Raw genomic sequence first — 24,333 nt, 5'->3', positions numbered from 1 at the left:
AAAAAATGGCACAGGGGAATCATCGCCAGCGTCACGGCAGGCGGAGGACGGCAAGCATCAGCAGCACGAGCAGAAGCAGCGATACTCCCTGCCATACTGCCACCGGATTGCGCTCCATCAGCGATGCCGGCACACCGGCAGCGCCTGGGTGGGCGGGCTGGCCAAGCGCAAAGACGAATTCCGAGAGGGCGCCATGGCGCTTGTCCGGATCCGGCTGCAGCGCCTTCTTCAGCACCTCGTCCAGCCACGGCGGCAGGTCCTGCCGGTAGTGGCTGACGCTGCGGTAGGTCAGGCGCAGCTGCGCAGCCCGGCTGGTGGCTTGCGACACGGCGGTACCGTAGGGCAGTTGGCCGGTCAGCAGCTGGTAGGTGATCACCGCCAGCGAGAACAGGTCCGACGCCGGCGTCCCCGCCCTGCCGAGAAAATATTCCGGAGCGGTGTACTGGCGGGTGCCGAGAATGGGCCCATTGGCCGGCGGCGCCATTTCCGCCAGTCCGGCCACGGCTACCGAACCGAAGTCGATCAGCGTCACGGTGCCGGCATGGTTAATCAGAATGTTCTGCGGCCGCAGGTCCTGATGCAGCATGTCCAGCCGGTGGAAGGCGTTCAGGCCGCGGCTGATCTGCTCGACGATATCGCGCACCTTCTGCAGGGGCGGCAGCGGGTTGTCCAGCGACCACTGCTGCAGGGTCTGGCCCTCGACAAACCGGCTGACGGTATACAGATAATGGCGTGGCCGGGTCTGGGCCGGCGCCGGCAATACGTGCGGATTTTGAACGCGCCGGGCAATCCACTCCTCCAGCATCAGGCGCTCCAGGTAGCTCTGATCCTCGCGCTGATCGATGGAGGGCACCTTGAGCACCACGGCTTCGCCGGACTCGATATCCGTGGCCAGATACACATGGCTGCGGCTGCTGGCGTGCAGCTCGCGTTCAATGCGGTAACCGTCGAACACCATCCGGCTCTGCAGCAGCGGCGCCGGGGGCAGCGACTGCAGATGCTGGCTCAGCTCCATGGCAGCGGGCGGCGGCAGGCTGTCGATGCGCAGCAGCTGTACGGTCAGGTTGTCCGTACTGCCGCGCCGCAGCGCAAGCTGCACGAGATCCTGGCACACCTGGTCAAGGTCATCCCCGCCGACGGCCAGCAGCGCGCACACATCCGCCGCGGCGACGAATTCGTACAGGCCATCGGTGGCCAGCATGAACAGATCGCCCTGTTCTACCGGCAGCTGCAGATGGTCGATCTCCAGATGCTGGCTGATGCCCAGCGCCCGCGCCAGATAACGGGTATCCGCGCCGGCCCGCAGCTGGTGGTCCCGCGTGAGCTGTTCAAGCTGACCGTCCTGCAGGCGATAGATGCGCGAGTCGCCCACATGGAACAGGTAGGCCGTGGTCGACTTGATGATCAGGGCGCTGAAGGTGCAGACGTAGCCGCGCTCACTGTCGTAACGGTACTCGCTCTGGCGGGACTGGGAGTACAGCCAGGCGCTGGTGGCGCCCAAAACGCGCTGGGCCGACTTGCGCACCGACCAGGCCTCCGGTGTGCTGTAGTAATCCTCCAGGAACCCGCCGACCGCGATCTGACTGGCAATATGGCTGACGCTGCTGGTGCTGATGCCATCGGCCAGGGCCAGGGCAACGCCCTTCATCGCCAGCTGCGGCTGGCCCGGCACCCGCGCCCCGTGAAAGTCCTGATTGAGCGGCTTGCGCCCCCGGTCAGAAGCCTGACCGAGGGTGATCTGCAGCGTCTGCCGTGCTCCGGGCCCGATCCGGCAACCGGCGTCTGCACTCATGCCGGTTGCCGGATCGGCGTGCGCCGGGGTGCGGTGCGCACGTGGGTGGTATAGAGCGTCAGCCCGGTGAAGGCCAGACCACCGACCAGATTGCCCAGCGCAGTGGGGATCTCGTTCCAGATCATGTAATCCATCACCGAGAAGTCGCCGCCCATGATCATGCCGAAGGGGAACAGGAACATGTTCACCACCGAGTGTTCGAAGCCCATGTAGAAGAACAGCATTACCGGCATCCACATGGCGATGGCCTTGCCGCTGACGGTGGTGGAGATCATCGCGCCGACCACACCCAGCGACACCATCCAGTTGCACAGCATGCCGCGCAGGAAGATGGTCGCCCAGCCCGCGGCGCCATACTCGGCGTAGCCCAGTGTGCGGCTTTCCCCGATGTGCGAGATCTTCTCGCCGACCTCACCGGCGTCCACCGAGAAGCCGTAGGTGAAGACGAAGGCCATCATCACCGCCACGGTCAGCGCCCCGGCAAAGTTGCCGAGAAACACCCAGCCCCAATGGCGCAGGATACCCGCTGCGGTGACACCGGGACGACGATCCAGCAGCGCCAGCGGTGTCAGCATGAACACCCCGGTCAGCAGGTCGAAGCCCATCAGGTAGAGCATGATGAAGCCGACCGGGAAGAAGGCTGCACCCAGCAGCGGCGACCCGGTCTGTATGGTGATGGTGATGGCAAACACCGCCGCCAGCGCCAGAATCGCGCCCGCCATGAAGGCGCGGATAAGGGTGTCGCGGACCGACATGAACAGCTTGGATTCGCCGGCGTCGACCATCTTGGATACGAATTCGGCTGGGACAAGGTAGGACATGGTTGGATTCCTTTTTCTTCGGGGTTTTCAGTTGGCGGCGCTGCCGTCGCCGGTGGCAAACAACTCGACCGAGTCCCCGTTCAGGCGGGCCGGCCATACCTTGAGCGTCACCTCGGGTTGCTCGATACAGGTGCCGTCCTGCAGCCTGAAATGCTGCTTGTACAGGGGCGAGGCCACCACCAGTGAGCCCTGCACATGGCCGAGCAAGCCGCGGCCGATGACGTTGGCCCCCGACTGCGGATCGCGGTTATGGATGGCATGGACCTGCTCGCCCGCCGCTCCCTGCGGGAGGTGGAACAGCGCCACCTGGGCGCCGGCGAACCACACCACCACGCCGGAGTGGGGCACCAGATCCTGACGGGAGCACACCCGCTGCCAGCTGGCGCTCGGACGCGGGGCGGTTGCGGGTGATACGTGCGGGGTTAAAGCCTTGGCAGTGGACATCAGAGTGTCTCCTCATGGGCGGGGATGAGTTTCAGTTCGTTGCTGCGTGCCGGACGGGGTTGCCCGCGTTCCCTGACGAAATGGATATCCGGATCGGGCCGCGCATCATTGACGAAGGTGCGAAAGCGCTTGAGCTTCTCCGGGTCGCTCAAGGCATTGGCCCATTCGCACTGGTAACTGTCCACCACCCGCTGCATCTGCGACTCCAGTTCGGCGGCCAGGCCCAGGCTGTCCTGGATGATCACCTCCTTCAGGTAATCGAGCCCGCCCTCCAGGCTTTCGCGCCAGGTGGAGGTGCGCTGCAGCCGATCGGCGGTGCGGATGTAGAACATCAGGAAGCGGTCGATGTAGCGCACCAGTGTCTGGTCGTCCAGATCGGTGGCGAACAGCTCGGCGTGCCGGGGGCGCATGCCGCCATTGCCGGCCACGTAGAGATTCCAGCCCCTGTCCGTGGCGATCACGCCGATGTCCTTGCTCTGCGCCTCGGCACACTCGCGGGTGCATCCGGACACACCGAACTTGATCTTGTGCGGCGCACGCAGCCCCTTGTAGCGGTGCTCAAGATGCAGGGCCATGCCGACGCTGTCCTGCACACCGTAGCGGCACCAGGTGCTGCCGACGCAGGATTTCACCGTGCGCAGGGACTTGCCGTAGGCATGGCCGGTCTCGAAGCCGGCGGCAATCAGCTCGGCCCAGATGTCCGGCAGCTGGTGCAGCTGCGCACCGAACAGGTCGATGCGCTGGCCGCCGGTGATCTTGGTATAGAGGTCGTACTTGCGCGCCACTTCACCGAGTACGATCAGTTTGTCGGGGGTGATCTCGCCGCCGGCGATGCGCGGCACCACCGAATAGGTACCGTTCTTCTGCATGTTGGCCATGAAGGTGTCGTTGGTGTCCTGCAGCGGCACCAGCGCCGGGTCCATCACCGGCTCGTTCCAGCAGGAGGCGAGGATCGAGCCCACCGCCGGCTTGCAGATATCGCAGCCGATGGTGCCCTTGCCGTGGCGCTTCAGCAGCTCATCGAAGCGGGTGATGCCCTCCACCCGGACGATGGCGTACAGCTCCTGGCGGGTATGGGCAAAGTGTTCGCACAGGCTGCGGTCCACCGCGACGCCGCGGGCGCTCAGCTCATGCTCGAACACCTGCTTGAGCAACGCGCTGCAACCGCCACAGCCGGTACCGGCACGGGTAATGCTCTTCAGTTCGCCCAGGTCGGTGGTACCGGCGTCCACCTGACAACAGACCGCGCCCTTGCTGACGTTATGGCAGGAGCAGATGGTGGCGGTAGCCGGCAGGGCCTCCACGCCCAGCGCCGGGGCTCCTGCGGTCTGCGGGAGGATCAGACCGGCCGGATCGCCCGGCAGCCGGATACCGTTCTGGGCGTACTGCAGCAGAGTGTCGTAGTAGCTGTTGTCGCCCACCAGCACCGCACCCAGCACCTGCCTGCCGTCGGCTGAAACCACCAGCCGGCGATAGGAATCGGTTGCCTCGTCGATATAGCGGTAGCTGCGCGAGCCTGGAGTGGCTCCATGGGCGTCACCGATGGAGCCGACGTCCACCCCGAGCAGCTTGAGCTTGGTGGACATGTCCGCGCCGGTGAAGGCGTCGCCGTCCCGCCCCAGCACCTGCGCCGCCACCAGCCGGGCCATCTGATAGCCGGGGGCGACCAGCCCGAAGACCTGGCCATTCCAGCTGGCGCACTCACCGATTGCGAAGATCGCCGGATCGCTGGTACGGCACTGGTTGTTCACGACTATCCCGCCGCGCTCGGCAACCTCCAGTCCGGCCTGGCGGCCAAGTTCATCCTGCGGGCGGATACCGGCGGAAAACACCACCAGATCGGTCTCCAGATGGTCACCGTCGGCGAAACTCATCCGCCAGGCGTACTGTTCACCGAAGGTGATTTCCTGAGTGGCACAGCTCAGGTGCACCTGCACCCCGAGCTTCTCGATGCGGGCGCGCAGCGCGGCAGCCCCCTCACCGTCCAGCTGCACCGGCATCAGCCGCGGAGCAAACTCCACTACATGGGCTTCCAGCCCCAGGGATTTCAGTGCGTTGGCCGCCTCCAGCCCGAGCAGTCCGCCGCCCACCACCACCCCGCGCCGGGCGTCAGCGGCGGCTTCGCGGATCGCATCCAGATCCTCCAGGGTACGGTAGACCAGCCGCGAGGTGCCGCGGGCGCCGGTAATCGGCGGTACGAAGGGGTAGGAGCCGGTGGCGAGGATCAGTTGGTCGTAGCGGGTTCGCCCCAGCGCGCTGATCACCTCGCCCCGGCTGCGGTCGATGCCGGTGACCGCCGTGCCCAGGTGCAGCTGCACGCCGGGTTGCTGATACAGCGCCGGTGAGCCCAGCGCCAGAGACTGGGCGTCCCGCCCGGAAAAGTATTCGGACAGGTGCACCCGGTCATAGGCCCGCTGCGGTTCCGCGCCGAATACGTGGATGTCGTGATCCGTCAGCGCGCCCAGCTCGACCAGCTGTTCCAGACAATGGTGGCCGACCATGCCGTTTCCGATGATCACCAGCGACTGGCGATTCGACTTGCCCTGTGCAGCCATGCGCTTTCCCCTCTGTTGCGTCTAGCGTGTACAGGGGTCAGAGCAAGGGCTGTGCCAGGCTGTCGTGGCAGTACCGTCATCCGCGTCGCAGGCCTCGAAGCGCGGGCCTTGCAGCGCGGCACGGCGCGCCGGGCGAGAACGAAATCAGGCCGCCCGAAGGCGGCCTGACTGAACCATCATGAGGCACGACCGTAGCCCTGCTGCCCGCTTTGGTGCGGACTGCAGGACGTCGTATCAACTGTCCGGAGAGATGAGCGGACGCTCGCGCGGGTCGGCGATGGCAATGCCCAGCGCGCGGAAGCGCTCGAGGATGCGACGGTTGATCTCCCGCTGCACGCCCCAGCGGCCCTTGTCGACACAGCGCATCTGGCCGGCGATGGTGACCATGGAGCCGTCCACCGAATCCACGCCCCAGATTTCCATGTCCGCCAGGATCCGCGGCGCAAAGACCGGGTCCCGCCGCAGCTCGGCGCCGATCGCCTCCAGCTCCGCAATGGCCTGCCCGATATCGGTGTCGTAGGCCACGCTGATGCGTACCGCCGCGTTGCCGATTCCGCGGTGATTGTTGCTCACCGTGGTCACCGAGCTGAACGGGATGATGTGCAGGGAGCCGTCGCCGGCACGCAGGCGTACGGTACGGATCGACAGATTCTCCACCGTACCGGAAACCCCGGCCACCGTTACCGAATCGCCCACCTGCATGGTGTTTTCCATCAGCAGGAAGATCCCGGTGATGAAATCCTGCACCAGCTTCTGCGAACCGAAGCCGATCGCCACGCCGATGATGCTGGCCCCGGCAATCAGCGGGGTGGTGTTGATACCCAGCTGGTTGAGCGTAGTCAGACCGATGATCAGCGCCACCAGCAGAAACAGCCCGGCGCGCAGCATCGGCAGCAGGGTATTGAGCCGCGCCGCCCGCAGAAGATCGCCCTGGGCGCGCCAGCGGGCGATGCGCTTTTCGATGGCGGCGTTGGTTGCCTGCCAGATCATCAGCGCCACGATAACCGCCACGGCGATGGTACCGAATGCCGAGGCCAGCCCGCGGCCAATGGTGCCTGCGGCAAACCAGTCCAGCGCATCCAGCCCCCAGGCTTCAAGCAGCGCGACCAGGGTGGCTGCCGTGATCAGCAGAGTGAACAGCCAGCGCAACAGCGGGTAATAGCGTGCCAGGAACTGCCCGCGCAGGCCGGCCCCGGCAACGCGCTCATCCGGTGCAGCGCCCTCATCAATGCCTGCCAGTCGCCCCAGCGCACCCAGCGCCAGCACACCCGCCAGGCGACCGAGCACGATGATGGCGGCGGACAGGCCGAGGAATTTCAGCAGCCGGGTGAAGCCATCTTCAATGCTCAGCGCCCAGACTACCCAGATCCCCATGATGAGCACCGCTGCCAGCAGCGGCCATACGCTGGCCAGCCAGCGCCGCAGGGCCGGCATCGCACCCTCCGCTTCCGCCGGCCCGGCCAGCCACAGCGCCACCGGCTGACGGAACATGAACACCAGGACGATGAGGTTGAGGTGCACCAGCAGCGAGGTCGCCTTGATCACCACCAGCTGTGCCTGGGCCCCCGAGCCGAGAATGGCCAGCGCATTGCCCAGCGCCACGCCGAAGGTGGCCAGAATCACCAGCCGCCGGGTCCAGCGATGGACCTGCTGCGCCGCCTCGTCACTCAGATGGACGATGCGCAGGCTTGCGTCCCCGGGGGAAACCAGCAGACGCACCACGGCCATGACCATCCGGGTGATGACGTAGGCATAGATGATTTCCCGGGTCACCAGATGAGTGCGCATATCCAGTCCGGGCAGAAGCTGCAGCACCAGCGCGGAAATACCGAAAAACAGCCCCAGTGGCAGCAGATCCAGCACGAAGCCGGTCACCGCAAAGGGCAGACGGCGCAGCGCCTTGACCTCGGACTCCACCGGTGCCGGCGTGGCAGGCGGGAGAACGGTCGACGGTGGCGTATCGGCACCCGACTCGTAGCTGGCGACCGTTACCGCCTCCACCGACTCCACCCCGTCGCGCAGCGTCTGTACCAATGCAGTGCTGTCATCCAGCGGCCGTCTTGCCGCCAGCAGCTCTGTTTCGGCCGGCCCGGCAACGGGCGCCACCGCAACAGCAGCAGGGCGCACCTCTGCCTCGCGAGCGCTGCGCAGCAGATTGCGCACCGAGCGGCGCAGCCCCCGGCGCAGCAACCATTCCAGACACAGCCCCACACCGAACACGATGGCCAGATCCAGTGCCGTCTGCCACAGCAGCGTTCGCCCGTCCGCGGTCAGAAAGCTCTCTTCGAACCAGGCCGGCAGCTCCGCCGCCGCCTCGCTGATACGCAGCAGCTGGCTACGCATCTGGTCAGCCCAGCCCTGCACCCCATCCAGTGTCCGCGCTATCAGCCCGCCCTCTTCCAGCGGCACTATCGTGGCCAGCGGCGACTCCTCCACCACCTCGGTGTCGGCCTCTTCTTCTACTGGCGTCTCGCTGGCGATCGCCTCCAGCACTCGCACCACCTCTTCCCGCCGGTCCTCGTCCTGCAGGCTATCCAGCACATCACGAGCCTGCTGGGGACTGACGTCGGCCAATTCAGCGGTCTGGGCAAGCGCAGCGGGTGTGAACAGCAATGCGGTGAGCAGGAGGGAAAAAGCGGGAAGAAGCGATCTCTGCATGTTGCTTGTCCGTTCTGATGGTCGTAACGGACAACATTAGCAGCATTCGGGGCGAAGTATGATAGCGGGACGACTGTTCAGCTGACAGGAAAACCCCAGCCGGGGCTGGGGTTCGATTGACCGGAAGTCACACTCTGAACTGGGAAACCTCGGAGTTGAGCCTGACGGCCAGCTCGGAAAGCTCTTCAGTCGCCTGAGCAATCTGTTTCGCCGCCAGACCCGTATGAACACCATGGCCACGACCGGGATCGCATATCCCAGCGCCAACTTGGTGCCCAGTTTTGTTTCGTTGAATTTCATGCTCGGTACTCGGGACGGTTTGCACACAGACCCGGACATCTCCGGGAAGAATAACCCTCGCGAATCTGCGGCTTCGTTATCTTGTTTGGGGCAGGACGGGCGCTTGAAGGGAGGTTATCGACTATGGAGAAGCCGACTTGAATCGAAAAAATCGATGTTTTGAAAGGGGGCGCCGAGCCCCGGTCGAACATGAACAGAAAACCCAGCCGAAGCTGGGTTTTCTGTTAACTGGCGGAGAGCCAGGGATTCGAACCCTGGGTACCCTTGCGGGTACAACGGATTTCGAATCCGTCCCGTTCGACCACTCCGGCAACTCTCCAGGTCGGCGCGCATGATAGCAGTTATGCGGATGGAGGTGAAAGGGGCAGCGGCGGATAGATCGCCCCTTGCCGCGTGCGCTTTCACGGCCAGGGCCGAACGCTGATCGCTCATGACCTGCCACGTGCAAAGAATGTAATTGAGACAGCGGTACCACCTGCAGCCTGGCCGGCCTCTGCTATGGTTGATGTAGTTCAACCACTCAAGGGACGTGCACATGAGACTGCTCAGCGTTACCATCGCCGCCTTGTTAGCGCTCGCCGGCTGTACCGGGGTGCCAAAAGGCATCGAGCCGATTACCGGATTTGATCAGCAGCGCTATCTCGGCACCTGGTATGAAATCGCCCGGCTCGATCACTCATTCGAAGAGGGCCTGAGCAACGTCACCGCTGAGTACTCGCTCAACGAGGATGGCAGCATCAAGGTCGTCAACCGCGGCTATAACAAGGCCAAGGGCGAGTGGAAGGAGGCAGAAGGCCGGGCGCTGTTCGTGGAGGACAGCAATACCGCCCACCTGAAAGTGTCCTTCTTCGGTCCTTTCTACAGCTCATACGTGGTCTTCGAACTGGATGATGATTACAGCCAGGCGTTCATCACCGGCTACAACCGCGACTATCTGTGGTTTCTTTCAAGAACGCCCCAGGTGAGCGAAGCCGAGCTCGACGCTTTCCGCCGCCGCGCGGCAGCCGAAGGTTTCGACCTGAATGAGCTCATTGTGGTGGAACATGAGGAGGCGCCGGCAGGGAGTCGTCGCTGATGGGTGAGCAATTCCATGTACTCCCGGCTGCTCTGCGCACTTTGCTGGAGCCGCCGCCCGGTCTGGACATCGACTTCAGCTCCCCGGCGGGGGCACCGGCGCTGGTCGCCGCGGACAGCGTATCCTGGCAAATCTTCGCCAACCCGATCGCACTGTTTATAGGTGGCGTTGCCGCTGTACTGCTTGAGTTGGCCGAGCCAGCGGTACGCTCGGGCGTGTGGGATCACAGTAACTTCCGTCGGGACCCGGTGACCCGCCTGCGCCGGACCGGCTTTGCCGCGCTGGTCACCGTCTACGCACCCCGCGCCGAGGCACAGCGGATGATTGCTCAGGTGGTTCGCATGCATGACCGGGTGACCGGCATCACCCCGGAGGGCGCGCCCTACCATGCCAATGACCCGCATCTGTTGCGCTGGGTACATGCCACAGCTCTGTGGGGGTTTGCCGAAGCCTATCATCGCTATGTGACGCCGTTGACCGACGCACAAAAGGACAGCGCCTTTGCCGAAGGGCGCGAAGCAGCCCGGCTCTATGGCGTGAAGATACCCCCTAACAACTGGGCGGAATGGGAACGGCTGCTGGAGGAGATGACGCCGAGCCTGGAGGACTCCGCTGTATTGGGCGAGTTTCTCGAGCTTATGGATAACGCACCGATCCTGCCCGGCTGGACCCGTCCGTTGCAGCGCCTGCTGGTGCGGGCGGCGGTGGACATGGTGCCAGCGCCGGTACGCCACTTCAGCGCTCTCGAGGCGCGCGGCCTGAGCCGCAGCCAGGCCCGCCTCGTTCGCGGGCTGGGGCGCAGCGCAGGTATTGTGCCGCTGCCGAGCCTGCCGCCGGCCCAGGCGCGCAAGCGCATGGGGGCTTAGGGACCGCTGGTGGAGGGACGACCTCGCTTCAGGACAAGGGTACGCCCAGGCGCTGGGCAACTTCCTCGTAGGCTTCGATCACGTCACCCAGGCCCTGGCGGAAGCGGTCCTTGTCCATCTTCTTGCCGGTGACCTTGTCCCACAGTCGGCTGCCATCCGGGCTGAATTCATCACCCAGGGTGATCTCGCCCTTGAACAGGCCGAATTCCAGCTTGAAGTCCACCAGCTGCAGGCCGGCGTCATCGAACAGTTGCCTGAGAATGTCGTTGACCTTGAGGGTCAGCTCTCGCATGCGCTGCATCTGCTCGGTGGTGGCCCAGCCGAAGGTGACCACATGGGACTCGTTGATGAAGGGATCGCCCTTGGCGTCGTCCTTGAGAAACAGTTCGAAGGTCGGCGGCGTCAGCTCGGTGCCCTCTTCCACACCCAGACGACGGACCAGACTGCCTGCTGCATAGTTGCGCACCACACATTCGACCGGAATCATGTCCAGCTTCTTGACCAGACACTCGGTGTCGGACAGCAGTTTGTCGAACTGGGTCGGGATGCCGCTTTCCTGCAACTTCTGCATGATGAAGGCGTTGAAGCGATTGTTGACCTTGCCCTTGCGCTCCAGCTGCTCGATCTTCTTGCCATCGAAGGCGGAAGTGTCATTGCGGAACAGCAGAATCAGCCGATCCGGATCATCGGTGGTGTAAACCGACTTGGCCTTGCCGCGGTAGAGTTCAGTGCGTTTTTCCATTATCGGCTCCCGATGCTGGCAGTTATAGGCTGTAACGTTTCGGTTATTTCTTGCCAGGGCAGCCCCTGGTTCTGTACTGCCAGCTGCAATCGACCATCCCAGCCATCCAGCACGCCGGAAAGAGCCTCATGGGCCAGCTCCGGCCGGTTGTTCTTTTCACTGATATGCCCGATGACGATCTGCTGCAGGCTGCTGGTGTCGATCGAAGCCAGAAGTCCGGCTGCCTGCTGATTGCTCAGGTGGCCCAGGGCGCCGCCCACGCGGGCCTGGAGGAAGCGCGGATAGGGTCCGCTGGCGAGCATGTGCGGATCATAATTCGCTTCGAGAAAAAGCGCATCCAGGCCACTGTACATTTCTGTAATCAACGGTGTGATGGTGCCGGTGTCGGTCAGCAGGCCAAGACGATGGTACCCACTGTCAAAGATGAACTGACTCGGTTCCCGGGCATCATGCGGGACGGGGACCGGCGTCACCCGGATCTCGCCGATATCGAAACTCTGGCCGAAGCGGATCTCGTGGATCGGCAGGTCGGTGGCACCCATGCCATAGCGGGTGCCGGCGGTCATGTACACCGGCAGGCGGTAACGCTGGGCCAGTCGCTCCACTCCGCTGATGTGGTCGGAGTGCTCATGGGTCACCAGAATCGCGGTCAGCTGGTGGGCGCTCAGCCCGGCCAGGGCCAGACGTTTCTCGGTGGTGCGCAGGCTGAAGCCGCAGTCCACCAGCAGCCGGGTAGTGCCATACTCGATCAGCGTGGCATTTCCCCGACTGCCACTGCCCAGGGAACAGTAACGCAAGTCTCGCCTCAGTTCAGATTCTCGTGAATCCGGCTGAGCAGTGCTCTTGCGTCGTCGGAGTCGCTGCTGTTGTCGATGCTGTCTTCCACAGTGACCTGCACTCGATTTGCTATCTGCGTCAGTCGCACCTCGGTACGCTGGGTGGCGGCTTCCCCGTCACCGCGGCGGAACAGTCGCCCGAAGAAGCCGGGCCTGTCCTCATCCGCACCCTGCTGCGGGTTGACGTAGTAGACACCGGCGCTGCGGTTGAGGTCGTCCACATGAATGTCTGCGGCGGCCAGTGCCTGGCCTACTGCAGCCCAGGCGCGGTTGAAGTCGGTGTGGATATTCAATACCGGATTGCCGGCGCCATCCTGACCCAGCGAGCTGCGGCGCTGGGCCGGTGCCGTATCGGGTCTGGACAACGCCACCGAGGCCAGCCCGCCGGCCTGGTTCAGATAGCTTTCCAGCTCAGCCAGCAGTGCGCGCTCGAGATTGGCGTTATCCGAAGCGGCAGGCCAGTCAGCATGGCTGCTCCCTGCGCTGCGCTGCATATGCAGCACCTTGATTTCGCTGGTACCACTCTGCACCCCCGGCTCTATGCGCAGGCGGAAGCGCTGCTCCTGCCCGGTCGAGCGTACGCCGGTGTCCTGCAGGCCGCGGTCGGTGGTGCTGGGCAGCACATCCGCGGCGCGATCGGGGAAGCGCTGATCCTGATCGGTACGACGACCCGTGGGGCCTGCTGCAGGCAGCAGACGGCGAATCAGCGCGTTGCCTGCGCCTTCCTCGAACAGCAGCCAGTCAGTCTCGATTTCCCCCAGGGTGGATGACTCACGCGCCACCGGCACCTGATATTCGGTAAAGAACTGGCGCACCTGCGGCCACATCTCCGAGACACCATGCTGGGCCAGCAGCCAGCGCTCGCCACCATTCTGCTGCAGGGAGAAGTCGCTGGACTCGGCGCCGACGCTGATGCTCTGTGGGCGAGGCACCTTGAACTTCTGCGTGCTGCCGGCACGTACTTCCCCGGGGACCGGAAGCAGGTCGCCGATGGGCTTGCTCTGCAGTTCGGCGGGTACCGTCATGCGCGGCTCGATCGTGGCCGTCTGGTAGTCCGAACCGCGGTCTCGGAAGTAACCGTCCTCACCAAAGAAATAACCGCAGCCACTCAGTCCTACGCCAACCATCGCCAGCGTCAGTGCATTAAGCACAGGCTTCATTCGCATATCCTTGATCATCAGGTTTCTCGGAATCACAGCAGGCCGCACTGCTGCAGCGCTTCACGCACCACCGGCCGGCAGTCGGGGCTCAGGCTGGTCAGCGGCAGACGCAGACCGTCGGCGATCAGGCCCATTTCATGGAGCGCCCATTTTGCCGGAATCGGATTGGATTCGATAAACAGCTGCTTGTGCAGGGGCATCAGTGCGTCGTTCAGGCGGCGGGCGGTGTCGGCATCGCCCTTCAGCGCGGCGGCGCACAGCTCGTGCATGAGGCGCGGCGCGACGTTCGCCGTCACCGAGATATTGCCCTTGCCGCCCAACAGGATCAGCTCCACTGCCGTGGGGTCGTCTCCGGAATAGACCGCCATGCGGTCACCGACACGCTCGATCACCTCGCGGGCACGCTGCAGGTCGCCGGTGGCTTCCTTGATGCCGACAATATTGTCGATATCGGCCAGCCGGGCCACGGTGTCCGGCAGCATGTCGACCGCGGTGCGACCGGGTACGTTGTAGAGAATCTGCGGGATGTCCACCGCCTCGGCGATGAACCGGTAATGCTGATAGAGCCCTTCCTGGGTCGGCTTGTTGTAATACGGCGTCACCAGCAGGCAGGCGTCGGCACCCACGTCGCGGGCGTCTTCGGTCAGCCTGACCGCTTCGCTGGTGGAGTTGGCGCCGGTGCCGGCGATCACCGGAATGCGCCCTGCGACCCGGTCGACTACCCGGCGGATGACTTCCTTGTGCTCGTCAAAATCGAGCGTGGCCGACTCCCCCGAGGTGCCCACTGCGACAATGCCGTCGGTGCCCTCTGTCAGATGGAATTCGACCAACCGGTCCAGCGCTTCCCAGTCCAGGTTGCCACGCGAGTCCATGGGGGTTACCAGCGCCACAAGGCTGCCTGAGATCATGCAAGGGCTCCACAAGATACAAGATGATCCGCAATGGTACTTTCGCCATGGGATCAGCACAAGGGACGCTGCAAGACGAGCCGGCGGAGGCGGCAGAAAACTGGTGGTTGAACACCCGGCAGCAGACGGCGACAATAGACAGCTTTACAGATATGCCGATATGGCGGCCCATGCCGCCGTTCACCCTCGAGGAGTTCCGATGTCCACAGCGCCCAGCCCCCGGGAGCAGTTTCTGGTGATTCACGCCATGGGGCAGCAGACCACGACGCTGGCCAGCACCCTGACCCGACTGTGCATGGAACAGCGCTGCCTGATTGTCAGCAGCCGCATGAGCCGGCATGGCACCTGCACTTCGCTGCTGCTGCAGGTCAGCGGCAACTGGGATGCGCTGGCCCGGCTGGAGACCCTGCTGCCGCCGCTGGCCAAGCGCGAACATCTGTCCCTGTCGATGCGTCGCAGCAGTGCGCTGGAGGAACGCCCCTCGGCCCTGCCCTATAACGTGTTCGTGACCGCGGCGCAGCGGCCGGAGCTCATCGCCGAACTGTGCACCTTCTTCCACCATCTGGAAATCGACATCGAGGACATGCTCAGCTTCACCTACATGGCGCAACATACCGGAACCGCCATGCTGAATCTGACACTCACCATCGCCATCCCGGTCAAGACTCAGCTCAGCTGGCTGCGAGAGCAGTTTCTGGACTTCTGTGATGAGCTCAATCTGGACGCCGTGATCGAACCCTGGCGCCCCCTCCATTGAACCTGACGAGGCTGTTTTCATGAGTATCAAAGTGGGTACTGCCCTGCCTGAATTCACCGCACACGCTACCAGCGGCAAGACCATTACCCTTTCCGAACTGGCAGGCAAAAAGGTAGTCATCTACTTCTATCCCAAGGACCACACCCCGGGCTGCACCACAGAAGGCCACGACTTCCGCGATATGCACCCGGAGTTTCTCGCTGCCGACACGCTGGTCTTCGGGGTGTCCCGCGACAGCCTGCGGACCCATGAGAACTTCCGTGCCAAGCATGACTTCCCCTTCGAACTGATCAGCGATGCCGACGAAACCCTGTGCCGGGTCTTCGACGTGATCCGCCAGAAGCAGTTGTATGGCAAGCAGTACGAGGGCATCGAACGCAGCACCTTCCTCATCGACCGTGAAGGCGTACTGCGCCGGGAATGGCGCAAGGTGAAGGTACCCGGCCACGTCGCCGAGGTGCTCGAGGCCGCGCGCGAGCTGGACTGATACCTTCAGGGCGCTGCGAATCACCGCAGCGCCAGCCCCGCTATCCTCCGCCCTTGCGCAACCAGTAGTGAAACTCCCCTTCCCGCTCCTCAGCCGACAACAGGTCGTGACCAGCCAGCTCGGCAAAACGGGCTATGTCCCGTTGTGACCCTGCATCGGTTGCCGCCAGATACAGCAGCTGGCCCGGCTCCATGGCATTGAGCGCCACCTTGGCCCGCAGCAGCGGCAGCGGACAGGCCAGGCCGCGGGCGTCCACGGACTGATCCGCCCGCCATTCACTTTTTTCATCAAACATGCGTACACTCCATACAGGTCTGCGAGTATAACCCGCGCAGGCAGCCCCTTGAGATGCCGGGGCGTCAACGTTTCATACCAGCCCCAGAGCGAGCCCATGCGACTTTTCAACGCAGCCCGATCACCCCTGAAGATATTCTGTCTGTCCCTGATGGTCGTCACCGCCGCACCGCTCGCCGCCAACGAGTTCAATCTGCCGTCGCTGGGAGACACCAGCTCCTCGGTCATGTCCAGAGAGCAGGAGTTTCAGCTTGGCCGGGCCTGGCTGTCCATGCTCCGCGGCTCGGTGCGCACGCTGGAAGATCCGCTGTTGAAGGATTTCGTCGAAACCCACGTCTTCAGCCTGGCAGAGACCAGCCAGCTGGAGGACCGCCGCCTGACCTTCGTTACCATCGACAGCCCGCAGCTCAACGCCTTCGCCGCCCCCGGCGGCATCATCGGCGTCAACGGCGGCCTGTTCCTGCATGCCCACACCGAGGCCGAATTCGCCTCGGTCATGGCCCACGAACTGGCTCACCTGTCCCAGCGCCACTTTGCCCGCGGTCTGCAGCATCAGCAGCAGAACCGCATCCCGCTGATGACCGCCATGCTAGCCAGTGTCATCCTCGCCGCCAGTGGTGGTGGCGACGCCGGCTTCGCCGCACTGGCCTCGACCCAGGCCGCCGCCATCCAGGAACAACGGCGCTTTTCCCGCCAGAACGAACAGGAAGCCGACCGCATCGGCCTGCTCAACCTGACAGGAGCCGGTTACGACCCGAATGCGATGCCCGACATGTTCGAGCGCCTGGCCCGGCTCAGCCGGTTCAGCCGCACGCCGCCCGAGTTCCTGCTGACCCACCCGGTCAGCCAGTCGCGGATCTCCGACTCGCGCAACCGGGCCAGCCAGCTGCGCTCGGACGGGCGCCGCGACAGCCTGTACTACCAGATGATGCGCGCCCGTGTGCAGCTGTTCTACGAGGAAAGCCCGGGGCTTGCTGCCCGCCGATTCCGAGCCCTGCTCGACGAGCACGGGGGCGAACATGCAGCAGCCCGTTACGGCCTGGCCCTCGCGCTCACGCGCAGCGGCCAGCAGGAGGCTGCGAAGGAGCACATGCAGGTATTGCTGGCGGAGCACCCGGACAACATTGCCGTCCAGCTGGCTCAGGTTGAGCTGGACGGCAGCCTCAACCGTCTGGACGAGGCGCTGTCGCGGCTGGACCGGCTGCTGCAGATACGTCCTGACAATTACCCGGCGCTTGAGGCCAGGGCCAACATGTTGCTGCGCAAGCAGGATTACCGCGGGGCGGAACAGGTAACCGACCGTCTGGCGCGCCTGCGCAGCGAGGATCCGGACATCTGGTATCTGGTCTCGGAAGTACGCGGCCTGGCCGGCAACATCCTCGGCGTGCACCAGGCCCGGGCGGAGTACTTCATGCTGGCCGGGGACCTGGATCAGGCAGACGAACAGCTCGACCAGGCGCTCAAGCGCGCCGGGGACAACTTCGTGGTCAGCTCCCGAATCAAGGCGCGCAAGGACGAAGTCGCGCGGCGCCGGGAGATTATTCGCAGCTTTTAAGGTTGAGCCTGACGGCCCCGGGCGCGCGTTGCGCGCCAATCGCACCGAGGGCGGTGCTCCTGCAAGGGAGTAGCGCAGCGCTTATCCAGCTTCGCTTGAGCGACGACATCGGCACCGGTGATGCAGGGCCGAGCCCACTCCACTGGTCCGTGTAGGAGCGTCGACCCCGGCGCGATTGGCGCGCAAAGCGCGCCCGGGTCTGCGCCAGATACCCGACCGCCCGCCGCTCAGCGCATCGCTGCGGTGAAGTCCAGCATCCGTTGCAGTGGCCGTACGGCCTGGGGGATCAGGTCTTCGGGTACCAGGATCTCGTTGGTCCCCTGCTCCAGACTCTGCAGCATGCGCGGCAGGGTGTTCATCGCCATCCACGGGCAGTTGGCGCAGCTGCGACAGGTGGCGCCGTCGCCGGCGGTGGGAGCATCGATCAGACGACGGCCCGGTGCGGCCTGTTGCATCTTGTAGAAGATGCCCTTGTCGGTTGCGACAATGAACGTCGGGTTCGGCAGCTCCTGGGTAGCTCTGATCAGTTGACTGGTGGAGCCCACCACGTCTGCCAGCTCGACAACCGCAGCCGGCGATTCGGGGTGCACCAGCACTGCCGCTTCCGGGTAGACCGCCTTGAGGTCGATCAGCGCCTGGGCCTTGAACTCCTCGTGGACGATACAGGCACCATCCCACAGCAGCATGTCCGCACCGGTCTGGCGCTGGATGTAATCACCCAGGTGCTTGTCCGGGGCCCACAGGATCTTCTCGCCCTTGTCCATGAGGCTTTCGACAATCGGCAGGGCGCAGCTGGAGGTGACAACCCAGTCGGCGCGCGCCTTCACCGCAGCCGAGGTATTGGCGTAGACCACCACGGTGCGATCGGGATGCTGATCGCAGAACGCCGCGAATTCGTCCGCCGGGCAGCCGATATCCAGCGAGCAGGTCGCCTCCAGTGTAGGCATAAGCACCCGCTTCTCCGGGCTGAGGATCTTCGCGGTTTCGCCCATGAAGCGCACGCCGGCGACAACCAGCGTGCTGGCGGGATGGTTCTTGCCGAAGCGGGCCATCTCCAGCGAGTCGGAAACGCAGCCACCGGTCTCTTCTGCCAGCTCCTGCAGCAGTGGATCAGTGTAATAGTGCGCAACCAGCACGGCGTCATGCGCCTTCAACGCTGCTGCGATGCTGGCCTTGTAGCCGGCCTTCTCATCGTCGGTCAGCGGAGCCGGTTCTTTGGCCGCCAGATGAGCCTGCACCAGCAGCCTTTCGGAAATCTGAGACATCTAACAACCCCTCCGGGAATACAGGCCGGCTATCATACCATGCGCGGCGGTTTCTACCGATGCGTGCGCCAAAGCCAACCGGAACTATCCCTTTGCCGGTCCAGTCAAGAACTACAAGGATCTGCAAAAAGGCACAAACCCCATGTTCAGATACATACCCGGTCTCTTCTTTGCCCCGAAAACCACCTGGAACCGAATCCACGACGACGTCGAGCGGCGTCCGTTCGGCTTTCTTCCGGTCCTGCTCATCGCATCACTGATACCCGCATTGTCCGCCTATTACGGTGGCGCCGTCGCGGGCTGGGCGATATTCGGTTCGGATGAACGGCGTTTTCTCAGCAGCGAGGCAGCCGGCCTGTTCGCGGTGGCCGTGTGGCTCGCCTTTGTCAGCAACGCGATACTCATGGGCTACATCGTGCGCTGGGTGCTGTATCGCACGCCCCGCCGCCCCCCGGCGACCCACGGCATTGCCTTCGCCACCTTCCTGTCCATTCCCTTCATGCTGAGCGGGCTTGGGGCCCTGTATCCGGAGCGCTGGGTACTGCTGCCGGTCTTCATGCTGGCGGGCCTGTTTTCGATCATTCAGCTCTATTACGGGCTGCCGCAGTTCATGCGCATGCATCAGGACAAGGCGTATTTCTACGGCGCCTGCATCATTGCCGCGGGCATGCTGGCGATGGTCAGCGTGGGGGTGTTCTACCTGGAGAGCTGGCGCGCCATCGCGCCGCCCGGCGAATATCAGAATCTGGACGAGCAACGCCAGGACGAAGGCTTCATCCCCGGTCTCTAGAGCTGGCGTATTCCAGAAAGGTCAGCAGATCGACCTCCTCGGGCTTGAGCCAGCGGCGTCTGGCTCGGGTCCGGCTCCACTTCACCTGTGACAGCTCGGCTTCCATGAATCGCTGCAGGATCGCCGGGTGGATGTAGCACTTGCGGCATACCGCCGGGGTATTTCCCAGTCTCCGCGCCACTTCCCTGACCGTATCCACCACCGCCTGCCTGGTAGGCTCCCGCCCCTCGTCCAGGCACTGGCGAAGGGCCGCCAGAGCGAGGGCGCTGCCGGCCCAGGTGCGATAGTCCTTGGCGGTGAACTCGGCCCCGGTTATCTCACGCAGGCAGTCGTTGATATCCGACGAGGTGACTGCACAGACCTGCCCTGCTTCGTCCTCATACTGGAACAGATGCTGACCCGGTAGCTCCTTGCAGCGCCGGAGAATTCTCGCCAGCCTCGGGTGCTTCAGCGATAGCTGCTGCCTTATCCCGCTCTTGCCTCGAAACTGGAACCGTATGTTGTCGCCGCGCAGGCTGAGGTGGCGACTGCGCAGGGTGGTCAGCCCGTAGGATCTGTTCTGTCGGGCATACTCCTCATTGCCTACCCGGATGCAGGTTTCGTCCAGCAGCAACATGACCGCAGCTATCACCCGCTCGCGGCCCAGCCCGCGCGAGCGCAGCCGCCGGTCCAGTTCACGGCGCACGCCTGACAGCGCATTGCCGAACGCCAGCAGCCGTTCGTACTTGGCGGCATCACGCACTTCACGCCAGAGCGGATGGTATCGGTATTGCTTGCGGCCGCGGGCGTCACGCCCGGTCGCCTGCAGGTGGCCGCGGGGATCGGGGCAGATCCATACGTCGCGGTAGGCCGGGGGTATGGCGAGGGAATTGATACGGTCGATCACCCTGGCGTCGCGAATGCGCTTGCCCTGCTGATCGAAATAGGCGGGTTTGCCATTGAGTATGCGGCGGGTGAAACCGGGAGTGTCATCACTGACATGATGCAAGGCCGGCGGACAACTGGCGTTGGGGTCGACAGCTGCCGCCGGCTTCATGGACGGGTTATCAGCTGCGGGCGCGCTCGGCATCGCGCAGCATCTTCACCTGGTCATGGTTGCGCAGCACGCCATCATACTGGCGCTGCACCACCTGACGGATGTCTTCCGGCAGGGCCTTCTCCAGAGCCTTCTGATAGCTGCGCTTGGCGACGTCCTCGCCCCGCTCGCACTCGTTGAGGATCGCTTCGTCGTCCTTCCCGGTGATCAGCGATTTGAGATCCACCCAGCGCCGGTGCATGTCGCCAGCCACGCTGGTGCTGTCCTCGGGATCGCCACCCAGACGAATGACGATCGCCTGCAATTCCTGGGCGGCCTGGCCGCATTCGCCGGCGCGCTGGCTGAAGAGGGTCTTCAGCTCCGGCCGGGTAATGTCCTCGGCGCAGACCATAAAGCCTTTCTCACCGTCCTTGCAGGTCTCGATCAGGTCGTTCAGGGTAGAAATCACTTCTTTGGTATCAATGGTCATTGATGTTGCTCCTGCTGGGTTTTGCACGTGAGTGGTACAACAAATGACCGGATCGCTTGGTCAGTGGTTCAACAATTTTAACGAACCGGGGCAACCACAAAAATCAGTGAACGCAGGCCAACGGCCATCGTCCAAGTGAAGGCAAGCCCCCTGATGAGGATGATTGACATGAATGCAATAGAACTGCTGAAGCAGGACCATGAGAAGGTGAAGAAGCTGCTGGAAGACATCAGCAATACCACCGAGCGCGCCTTCAAGAAGCGCGCCGAACTGTTGCAGAAGATTGCCCTGGAACTACAGGCCCACACCACCATCGAGGAGGAGATCTTCTATCCCGCATTTCGGGAAGCCGGTGAACGGGACGAGCTGAAGATGTACCACGAGGCCAAGGAGGAGCACCGCGCCGTGGAGGCACTGGTGCTGCCGGACCTGCTGGCCACTGACCCCGGCACCGTGGAATTCTCCGGACGGGTCAAGGTGCTCAAGGAGCTGCTGGAGCACCACATCGAAGAAGAAGAGGAAGAGATGTTCACGCAGGCCCGGGAACTGCTCAGTGAAGAGGAGCTGACAACCCTGGGCAAGGCGATGAAGGAGAAGAAGATGGAGGTGATGAAGGCGGCCGCCTGAGGCGTGCTCCATCGGAAATGATGGTGGGTCGTGCAGGATTCGAACCTGCGACCAATTGGTTAAAAGCCAACTGCTCTACCAACTGAGCTAACGACCCGTTGAGTGCGCGATATCTTACTGATTTAGCTGGAGAACTCAAGAAGTTTTTTCAGTTTTTCCGTCAGCCGGCGATCCCCTGGATTGCCGGCCCCCTTTCCTCCCGCGCGGGACGCGGGTTTCGAGTTCAGAGTGCGTTCAGATCCCGCCTGGCCAACTGCGCGGCCGAGGCGTTGGGATGCTTGCTGACGACTTCCTGATACAGCTGTGTTGCCCTGTCGATGTTGCCCAGGCGCCGCTCCACATCCGCGAGCTTGTACAGCGCGTCGGCTTCCTTGCGGTGACCGGGATACTCGCTGAGCACCCGGGCGAAGGCCTGGCCCGCCGAGTCCAGATCGGATTGCGCCAGATGCACTTCGCCGAGCCAGTACTGGGCATTGCCCGCATACTCACTCTGCGGGAAGCGACGGAGGAACGCACTGAAGGCCATTTCCGCCTTCTCGAAATCGCGCAGACGCACCTGCTCGAAGGCCGCTTCGTACATGAGCTTTTCGCGCTCGGGATCCGGCGCAGCAGCCTGGTCACTATTACCCTGGACCGGCGCGGCGGGAACGGCCGGCTCGATCGGTTGCAGGCCGGTGGGGGGTGCGGATCCGTTTACGCCCGATGGCGCAGACGAACCCGCGGAAAGGGTAGAAAGTCGGCGATCAATATCCTGATAACGATCAAGCTGATCCTGCTCCAACTTCTTGAGTCGATGCTCCTGCTCTTCGAGCAGGCCACGCAGCATGGAGACTTCCTGCTGCATCTGATACAGCTGTTGCAGGAGCTGGCCCTCCGCAGAGAGCCCGCCCGAGTATGACGGGGCATCAGGGCGCGCCTGAGGTTGCTGAACGGGATAGCTGTTGCTACCCGAGCTGCCTTCCATTACCGGAACCTGAGCGAAGGCTGCGGCCGGCAATAACAGGCACCCCAGTGCCCATCCCTGATACCCTTTCATATGACCTCTTACTTGCGCAGTTCGACGCGACGGTTCTGAGCCCAGGCTTCTTCGCTGGAACCGGTAACGGCCGGCTTCTCTTCACCATAGGAGATCAGCTCCAGTTGCGCCGGGGATACGCCCTGCAGAACCAGGTAACGCTGAACGGCAGCCGCACGACGCTCACCCAGCGCCATGTTGTATTCGCGGGTGCCACGCTCGTCGGTGTGACCTTCCAGCGCAACACGGTTGCCCTGGGCTTTCAGGTCCTTGGCATGAACGTCCAGCGCGCGCATCGCTTCGGGCTTCAGCTCGGAGCTGTCGAACTCGAAGTAGAAGGTGGTGATTGCGCGCAGAGCAGCTTCTTCACTGCTGGCACCGCTGGTTTCAGCGCCGGAAGTGGTGGTGCTGCTGCCGTAGCCCGCGTTCGGATCCACTGCGCCAGTACCTGCCGCGTCACCGCCTTTGGAGGAACAACCAACCACAACGCCGAAAGCGACAACCAGAGCTGCCATTTTGCCGAACTTGATAACTTCCATCATAGACTCCTGATAAACCCCAAGTGGTTCAGTATTGGTATACCCTATGGCAGGTATGGGGACCATGATGGTACGCGCAGGTCTGTGAACTTCGTCGGAATTTCCGACCGTGCACGACCATTGGTCGAAACCAGCATAAGTACACCCCGTCCCTGTTGACGGGTAGCGTAAATTAACATAGTGCCGTTGGGTGCGACAGTAGGTGACTCATCCAACGACGTTTCTGTTAATACTTTCAGATTGCCTCTTTCCAGATCCTGAGTTGCGATATGGAAATTCCTGTAGCCGTCCTGCCGGTGCACCATGACCATGGTGCGCCCGTCAACTGACACTTTGGCATTGGCATTATAGTTGCCCACAAAAGTAAGACGCTCTGTGGTGCCGCTATTCAGACTCTGTTTATATATCTGCGGGCGTCCACCTCTGTCGGAAGTGAATACCAGCGTATTGTTATCGAGCCAGCTCGGCTCGGTATCAATCCCGTAATGATTGGTCACCCGGCGCATCTGCTTGCTGTCCAGATCCATGACGTATATTTCCGGGTTGCCGTCACGCGACAGCACGAATGCCAACCGCTTGCCGTCAGGCGACCAGGCCGGCGCGCCATTGAGCCCCTCGAAACTGGTAATGCGTTCACGCCTGCCCGTCTGGATGTAATGAACATAGATCTCCGGGCGCCGCGATTCAAAGGATACATAGGCGATCCTCTGCCCGTCCGGTGCAAATGACGGCGTCAGTATCGGCTCGCGTGATTGCAACAGGGTAACCGCCCGCGCACCGTCGTAATCGGAACGCTGCAGAGTATAGCGGATATTATCGGCAGAGAAGCGCTCCGCTGCCACGTACAGCAACTTGGTGCTGAAGGCACCCTTGATGCCCGTTATATGTTCGAATACTTCATCACTGAGTTTATGCGCCATATCGCGCAGCTGGCTTTCACTGCCGCTGACGGTACGGGACATCAATACCTGTTCGCGGGGAACACTGTACAGATGATACTGCAGGGAATACCCCGAACCGGTACTGCTGATCTGACCGGCAATCACATATTCGACGCCCAGCATCTTCCAGTCCCGGGGGAATATTTCCTCGGCACGGGTCGGATAACTGAGCATGTTTTCCCGGGCGAAGGGGGCGAACATGCCACTGTTGCGCAGATTGTTCGCGGTGATCTGTGCCAGATCCTCGGGCAGCGGGCTGCCGCCCTGCCAGCCGAACGGTACCACTGCGATCGGGGTGGCGCGGTCGGTGCCACGGGTAATCTCGATTGCGTCCTGAGCCAGTGCGACCTGTGCCATCAGCAGCATGGCGGCGCATGTCAGCCAATACCTCATTGATTTCA

Annotated in this window: 23 protein-coding genes and 2 tRNA genes; 7 read left to right on the top strand and 18 right to left on the bottom strand. The window is 63.2% G+C overall.

The annotated features are described in order from the left end of the window. Positions 1 to 31 precede the first annotated feature (31 nt). From IEW63_RS02830 to IEW63_RS02805, 6 genes are all read right to left on the bottom strand, one after another. On the bottom strand, positions 32 to 1,792 hold the full coding sequence (locus IEW63_RS02830) for a bifunctional protein-serine/threonine kinase/phosphatase (RefSeq protein WP_188635065.1): 1,761 nt from the start codon (positions 1,790 to 1,792) through the stop codon (positions 32 to 34). Next, positions 1,789 to 2,613 carry a formate/nitrite transporter family protein gene (locus IEW63_RS02825; protein ID WP_188635064.1) on the bottom strand — a complete coding sequence of 275 codons (825 nt, stop codon included), beginning with the start codon at positions 2,611 to 2,613 and terminating at the stop codon, positions 1,789 to 1,791. Before IEW63_RS02825 ends, IEW63_RS02830 begins: the two co-directional genes overlap by 4 nt. A gap of 27 nt (positions 2,614 to 2,640) precedes the next feature. Continuing rightward, positions 2,641 to 3,057 carry a nitrite reductase small subunit NirD gene (gene nirD, locus IEW63_RS02820; protein WP_188635063.1) on the bottom strand — a complete coding sequence of 139 codons (417 nt, stop codon included), beginning with the start codon at positions 3,055 to 3,057 and terminating at the stop codon, positions 2,641 to 2,643. Further along, positions 3,057 to 5,612, bottom strand: a complete 2,556-nt coding sequence (gene nirB, locus IEW63_RS02815; RefSeq protein WP_188635062.1) for a nitrite reductase large subunit NirB — start codon at positions 5,610 to 5,612, stop codon at positions 3,057 to 3,059. Before nirB ends, nirD begins: the two co-directional genes overlap by 1 nt. 234 nt (positions 5,613 to 5,846) lie before the next feature. After that, the gene (locus IEW63_RS02810) at positions 5,847 to 8,270 is read right to left on the bottom strand and encodes a mechanosensitive ion channel domain-containing protein (protein ID WP_188635061.1); all 2,424 of its coding nucleotides are present in this window, start codon (positions 8,268 to 8,270) and stop codon (positions 5,847 to 5,849) included. A gap of 529 nt (positions 8,271 to 8,799) precedes the next feature. After that, a tRNA-Ser gene (locus tag IEW63_RS02805) sits at positions 8,800 to 8,889 on the bottom strand. Between the two features lie 216 nt (positions 8,890 to 9,105). Here IEW63_RS02805 and IEW63_RS02800 point away from each other — a divergent pair. Then, a complete protein-coding gene (locus IEW63_RS02800) occupies positions 9,106 to 9,645 on the top strand; it encodes a lipocalin family protein (RefSeq protein WP_188635060.1) in 540 nt (179 codons plus the stop codon). Beyond that, positions 9,645 to 10,511 (top strand): oxygenase MpaB family protein, encoded by an 867-nt coding sequence (locus tag IEW63_RS02795; protein ID WP_188635059.1) that lies wholly within the window; start codon positions 9,645 to 9,647, stop codon positions 10,509 to 10,511. The genes IEW63_RS02800 and IEW63_RS02795 overlap by 1 nt, the downstream gene beginning before the upstream one ends. A gap of 28 nt (positions 10,512 to 10,539) precedes the next feature. Here IEW63_RS02795 and purC read toward each other — a convergent pair whose 3' ends face one another. Genes purC through dapA form a run of 4 tightly spaced genes read right to left on the bottom strand, consistent with a single transcriptional unit; the run spans position 10,540 to position 14,157 of the window. Continuing rightward, positions 10,540 to 11,253 carry a phosphoribosylaminoimidazolesuccinocarboxamide synthase gene (gene purC / locus IEW63_RS02790; protein ID WP_188635058.1) on the bottom strand — a complete coding sequence of 238 codons (714 nt, stop codon included), beginning with the start codon at positions 11,251 to 11,253 and terminating at the stop codon, positions 10,540 to 10,542. After that, positions 11,253 to 12,050: an MBL fold metallo-hydrolase gene (locus tag IEW63_RS02785; RefSeq protein WP_188635057.1), complete on the bottom strand. Its 798-nt coding sequence runs from the start codon at positions 12,048 to 12,050 to the stop codon at positions 11,253 to 11,255. The genes purC and IEW63_RS02785 overlap by 1 nt, the downstream gene beginning before the upstream one ends. Positions 12,051 to 12,058: 8 nt before the next feature. Continuing rightward, positions 12,059 to 13,249, bottom strand: coding sequence for an NlpB/DapX family lipoprotein (gene bamC, locus IEW63_RS02780; protein WP_188635056.1), 1,191 nt, complete (start codon positions 13,247 to 13,249; stop codon positions 12,059 to 12,061). Between the two features lie 32 nt (positions 13,250 to 13,281). After that, positions 13,282 to 14,157, bottom strand: coding sequence for a 4-hydroxy-tetrahydrodipicolinate synthase (gene dapA, locus IEW63_RS02775; RefSeq protein WP_188635055.1), 876 nt, complete (start codon positions 14,155 to 14,157; stop codon positions 13,282 to 13,284). Positions 14,158 to 14,356: 199 nt separating this feature from the next. Between dapA and IEW63_RS02770 the strand changes: the two genes are divergently transcribed. Continuing rightward, complete coding sequence (locus tag IEW63_RS02770) at positions 14,357 to 14,914, top strand: glycine cleavage system transcriptional repressor (RefSeq protein ID WP_188635054.1); 558 nt, start codon at positions 14,357 to 14,359, stop codon at positions 14,912 to 14,914. Positions 14,915 to 14,933: 19 nt separating this feature from the next. Next, positions 14,934 to 15,401: a peroxiredoxin gene (locus tag IEW63_RS02765; RefSeq protein WP_188635053.1), complete on the top strand. Its 468-nt coding sequence runs from the start codon at positions 14,934 to 14,936 to the stop codon at positions 15,399 to 15,401. 40 nt (positions 15,402 to 15,441) lie between these two features. Here IEW63_RS02765 and IEW63_RS02760 read toward each other — a convergent pair whose 3' ends face one another. Further along, complete coding sequence (locus tag IEW63_RS02760; RefSeq protein WP_188635052.1) at positions 15,442 to 15,696, bottom strand: sulfurtransferase TusA family protein; 255 nt, start codon at positions 15,694 to 15,696, stop codon at positions 15,442 to 15,444. Positions 15,697 to 15,792: 96 nt separating this feature from the next. Here IEW63_RS02760 and IEW63_RS02755 point away from each other — a divergent pair, with 96 nt between their 5' ends. Then, positions 15,793 to 17,250: a M48 family metalloprotease gene (locus IEW63_RS02755; protein ID WP_188635051.1), complete on the top strand. Its 1,458-nt coding sequence runs from the start codon at positions 15,793 to 15,795 to the stop codon at positions 17,248 to 17,250. 227 nt (positions 17,251 to 17,477) lie between these two features. Here IEW63_RS02755 and nadA read toward each other — a convergent pair whose 3' ends face one another. Beyond that, on the bottom strand, positions 17,478 to 18,515 hold the full coding sequence (gene nadA, locus IEW63_RS02750; RefSeq protein WP_188635050.1) for a quinolinate synthase NadA: 1,038 nt from the start codon (positions 18,513 to 18,515) through the stop codon (positions 17,478 to 17,480). Positions 18,516 to 18,657: 142 nt separating this feature from the next. Between nadA and IEW63_RS02745 the strand changes: the two genes are divergently transcribed. Then, complete coding sequence (locus tag IEW63_RS02745; protein WP_188635049.1) at positions 18,658 to 19,305, top strand: Yip1 family protein; 648 nt, start codon at positions 18,658 to 18,660, stop codon at positions 19,303 to 19,305. On the opposite strand, the gene IEW63_RS02740 is transcribed toward IEW63_RS02745, so the two are convergent. After that, positions 19,289 to 20,341 carry a DNA topoisomerase IB gene (locus tag IEW63_RS02740; protein ID WP_229710338.1) on the bottom strand — a complete coding sequence of 351 codons (1,053 nt, stop codon included), beginning with the start codon at positions 20,339 to 20,341 and terminating at the stop codon, positions 19,289 to 19,291. The two genes, IEW63_RS02745 and IEW63_RS02740, sit on opposite strands and share 17 nt — an antisense overlap. Positions 20,342 to 20,351: 10 nt before the next feature. Continuing rightward, positions 20,352 to 20,810 (bottom strand): ferritin-like domain-containing protein, encoded by a 459-nt coding sequence (locus tag IEW63_RS02735; protein ID WP_188635047.1) that lies wholly within the window; start codon positions 20,808 to 20,810, stop codon positions 20,352 to 20,354. A gap of 168 nt (positions 20,811 to 20,978) precedes the next feature. Here IEW63_RS02735 and IEW63_RS02730 point away from each other — a divergent pair, with 168 nt between their 5' ends. Beyond that, positions 20,979 to 21,437 (top strand): PA2171 family ribosome-binding persister protein, encoded by a 459-nt coding sequence (locus tag IEW63_RS02730; RefSeq protein ID WP_188635046.1) that lies wholly within the window; start codon positions 20,979 to 20,981, stop codon positions 21,435 to 21,437. A 21-nt stretch (positions 21,438 to 21,458) separates the two neighbouring features. Here the strand turns inward: IEW63_RS02730 and IEW63_RS02725 are convergent. From IEW63_RS02725 to tolB, 4 genes are all read right to left on the bottom strand, one after another. Further along, positions 21,459 to 21,534 (bottom strand) — tRNA-Lys (locus IEW63_RS02725). 126 nt (positions 21,535 to 21,660) lie between these two features. Then, the gene (ybgF, locus tag IEW63_RS02720; RefSeq protein WP_308423596.1) at positions 21,661 to 22,401 is read right to left on the bottom strand and encodes a tol-pal system protein YbgF; all 741 of its coding nucleotides are present in this window, start codon (positions 22,399 to 22,401) and stop codon (positions 21,661 to 21,663) included. An 80-nt stretch (positions 22,402 to 22,481) separates the two neighbouring features. Next, a complete protein-coding gene (pal, locus tag IEW63_RS02715) occupies positions 22,482 to 22,991 on the bottom strand; it encodes a peptidoglycan-associated lipoprotein Pal (RefSeq protein WP_188635044.1) in 510 nt (169 codons plus the stop codon). 44 nt (positions 22,992 to 23,035) lie between these two features. Beyond that, positions 23,036 to 24,325: a Tol-Pal system beta propeller repeat protein TolB gene (tolB, locus tag IEW63_RS02710; protein ID WP_188635543.1), complete on the bottom strand. Its 1,290-nt coding sequence runs from the start codon at positions 24,323 to 24,325 to the stop codon at positions 23,036 to 23,038. Positions 24,326 to 24,333 lie beyond the last annotated feature (8 nt).

This window comes from Halopseudomonas pertucinogena (genome assembly GCF_014646575.1).
GTDB classification, from domain to species: Bacteria; Pseudomonadota; Gammaproteobacteria; order Pseudomonadales; family Pseudomonadaceae; genus Halopseudomonas; species Halopseudomonas pertucinogena.
Note: the sequence above shows the minus strand (reverse complement) of the source record. Positions and strands in the feature narration are given on the sequence as shown.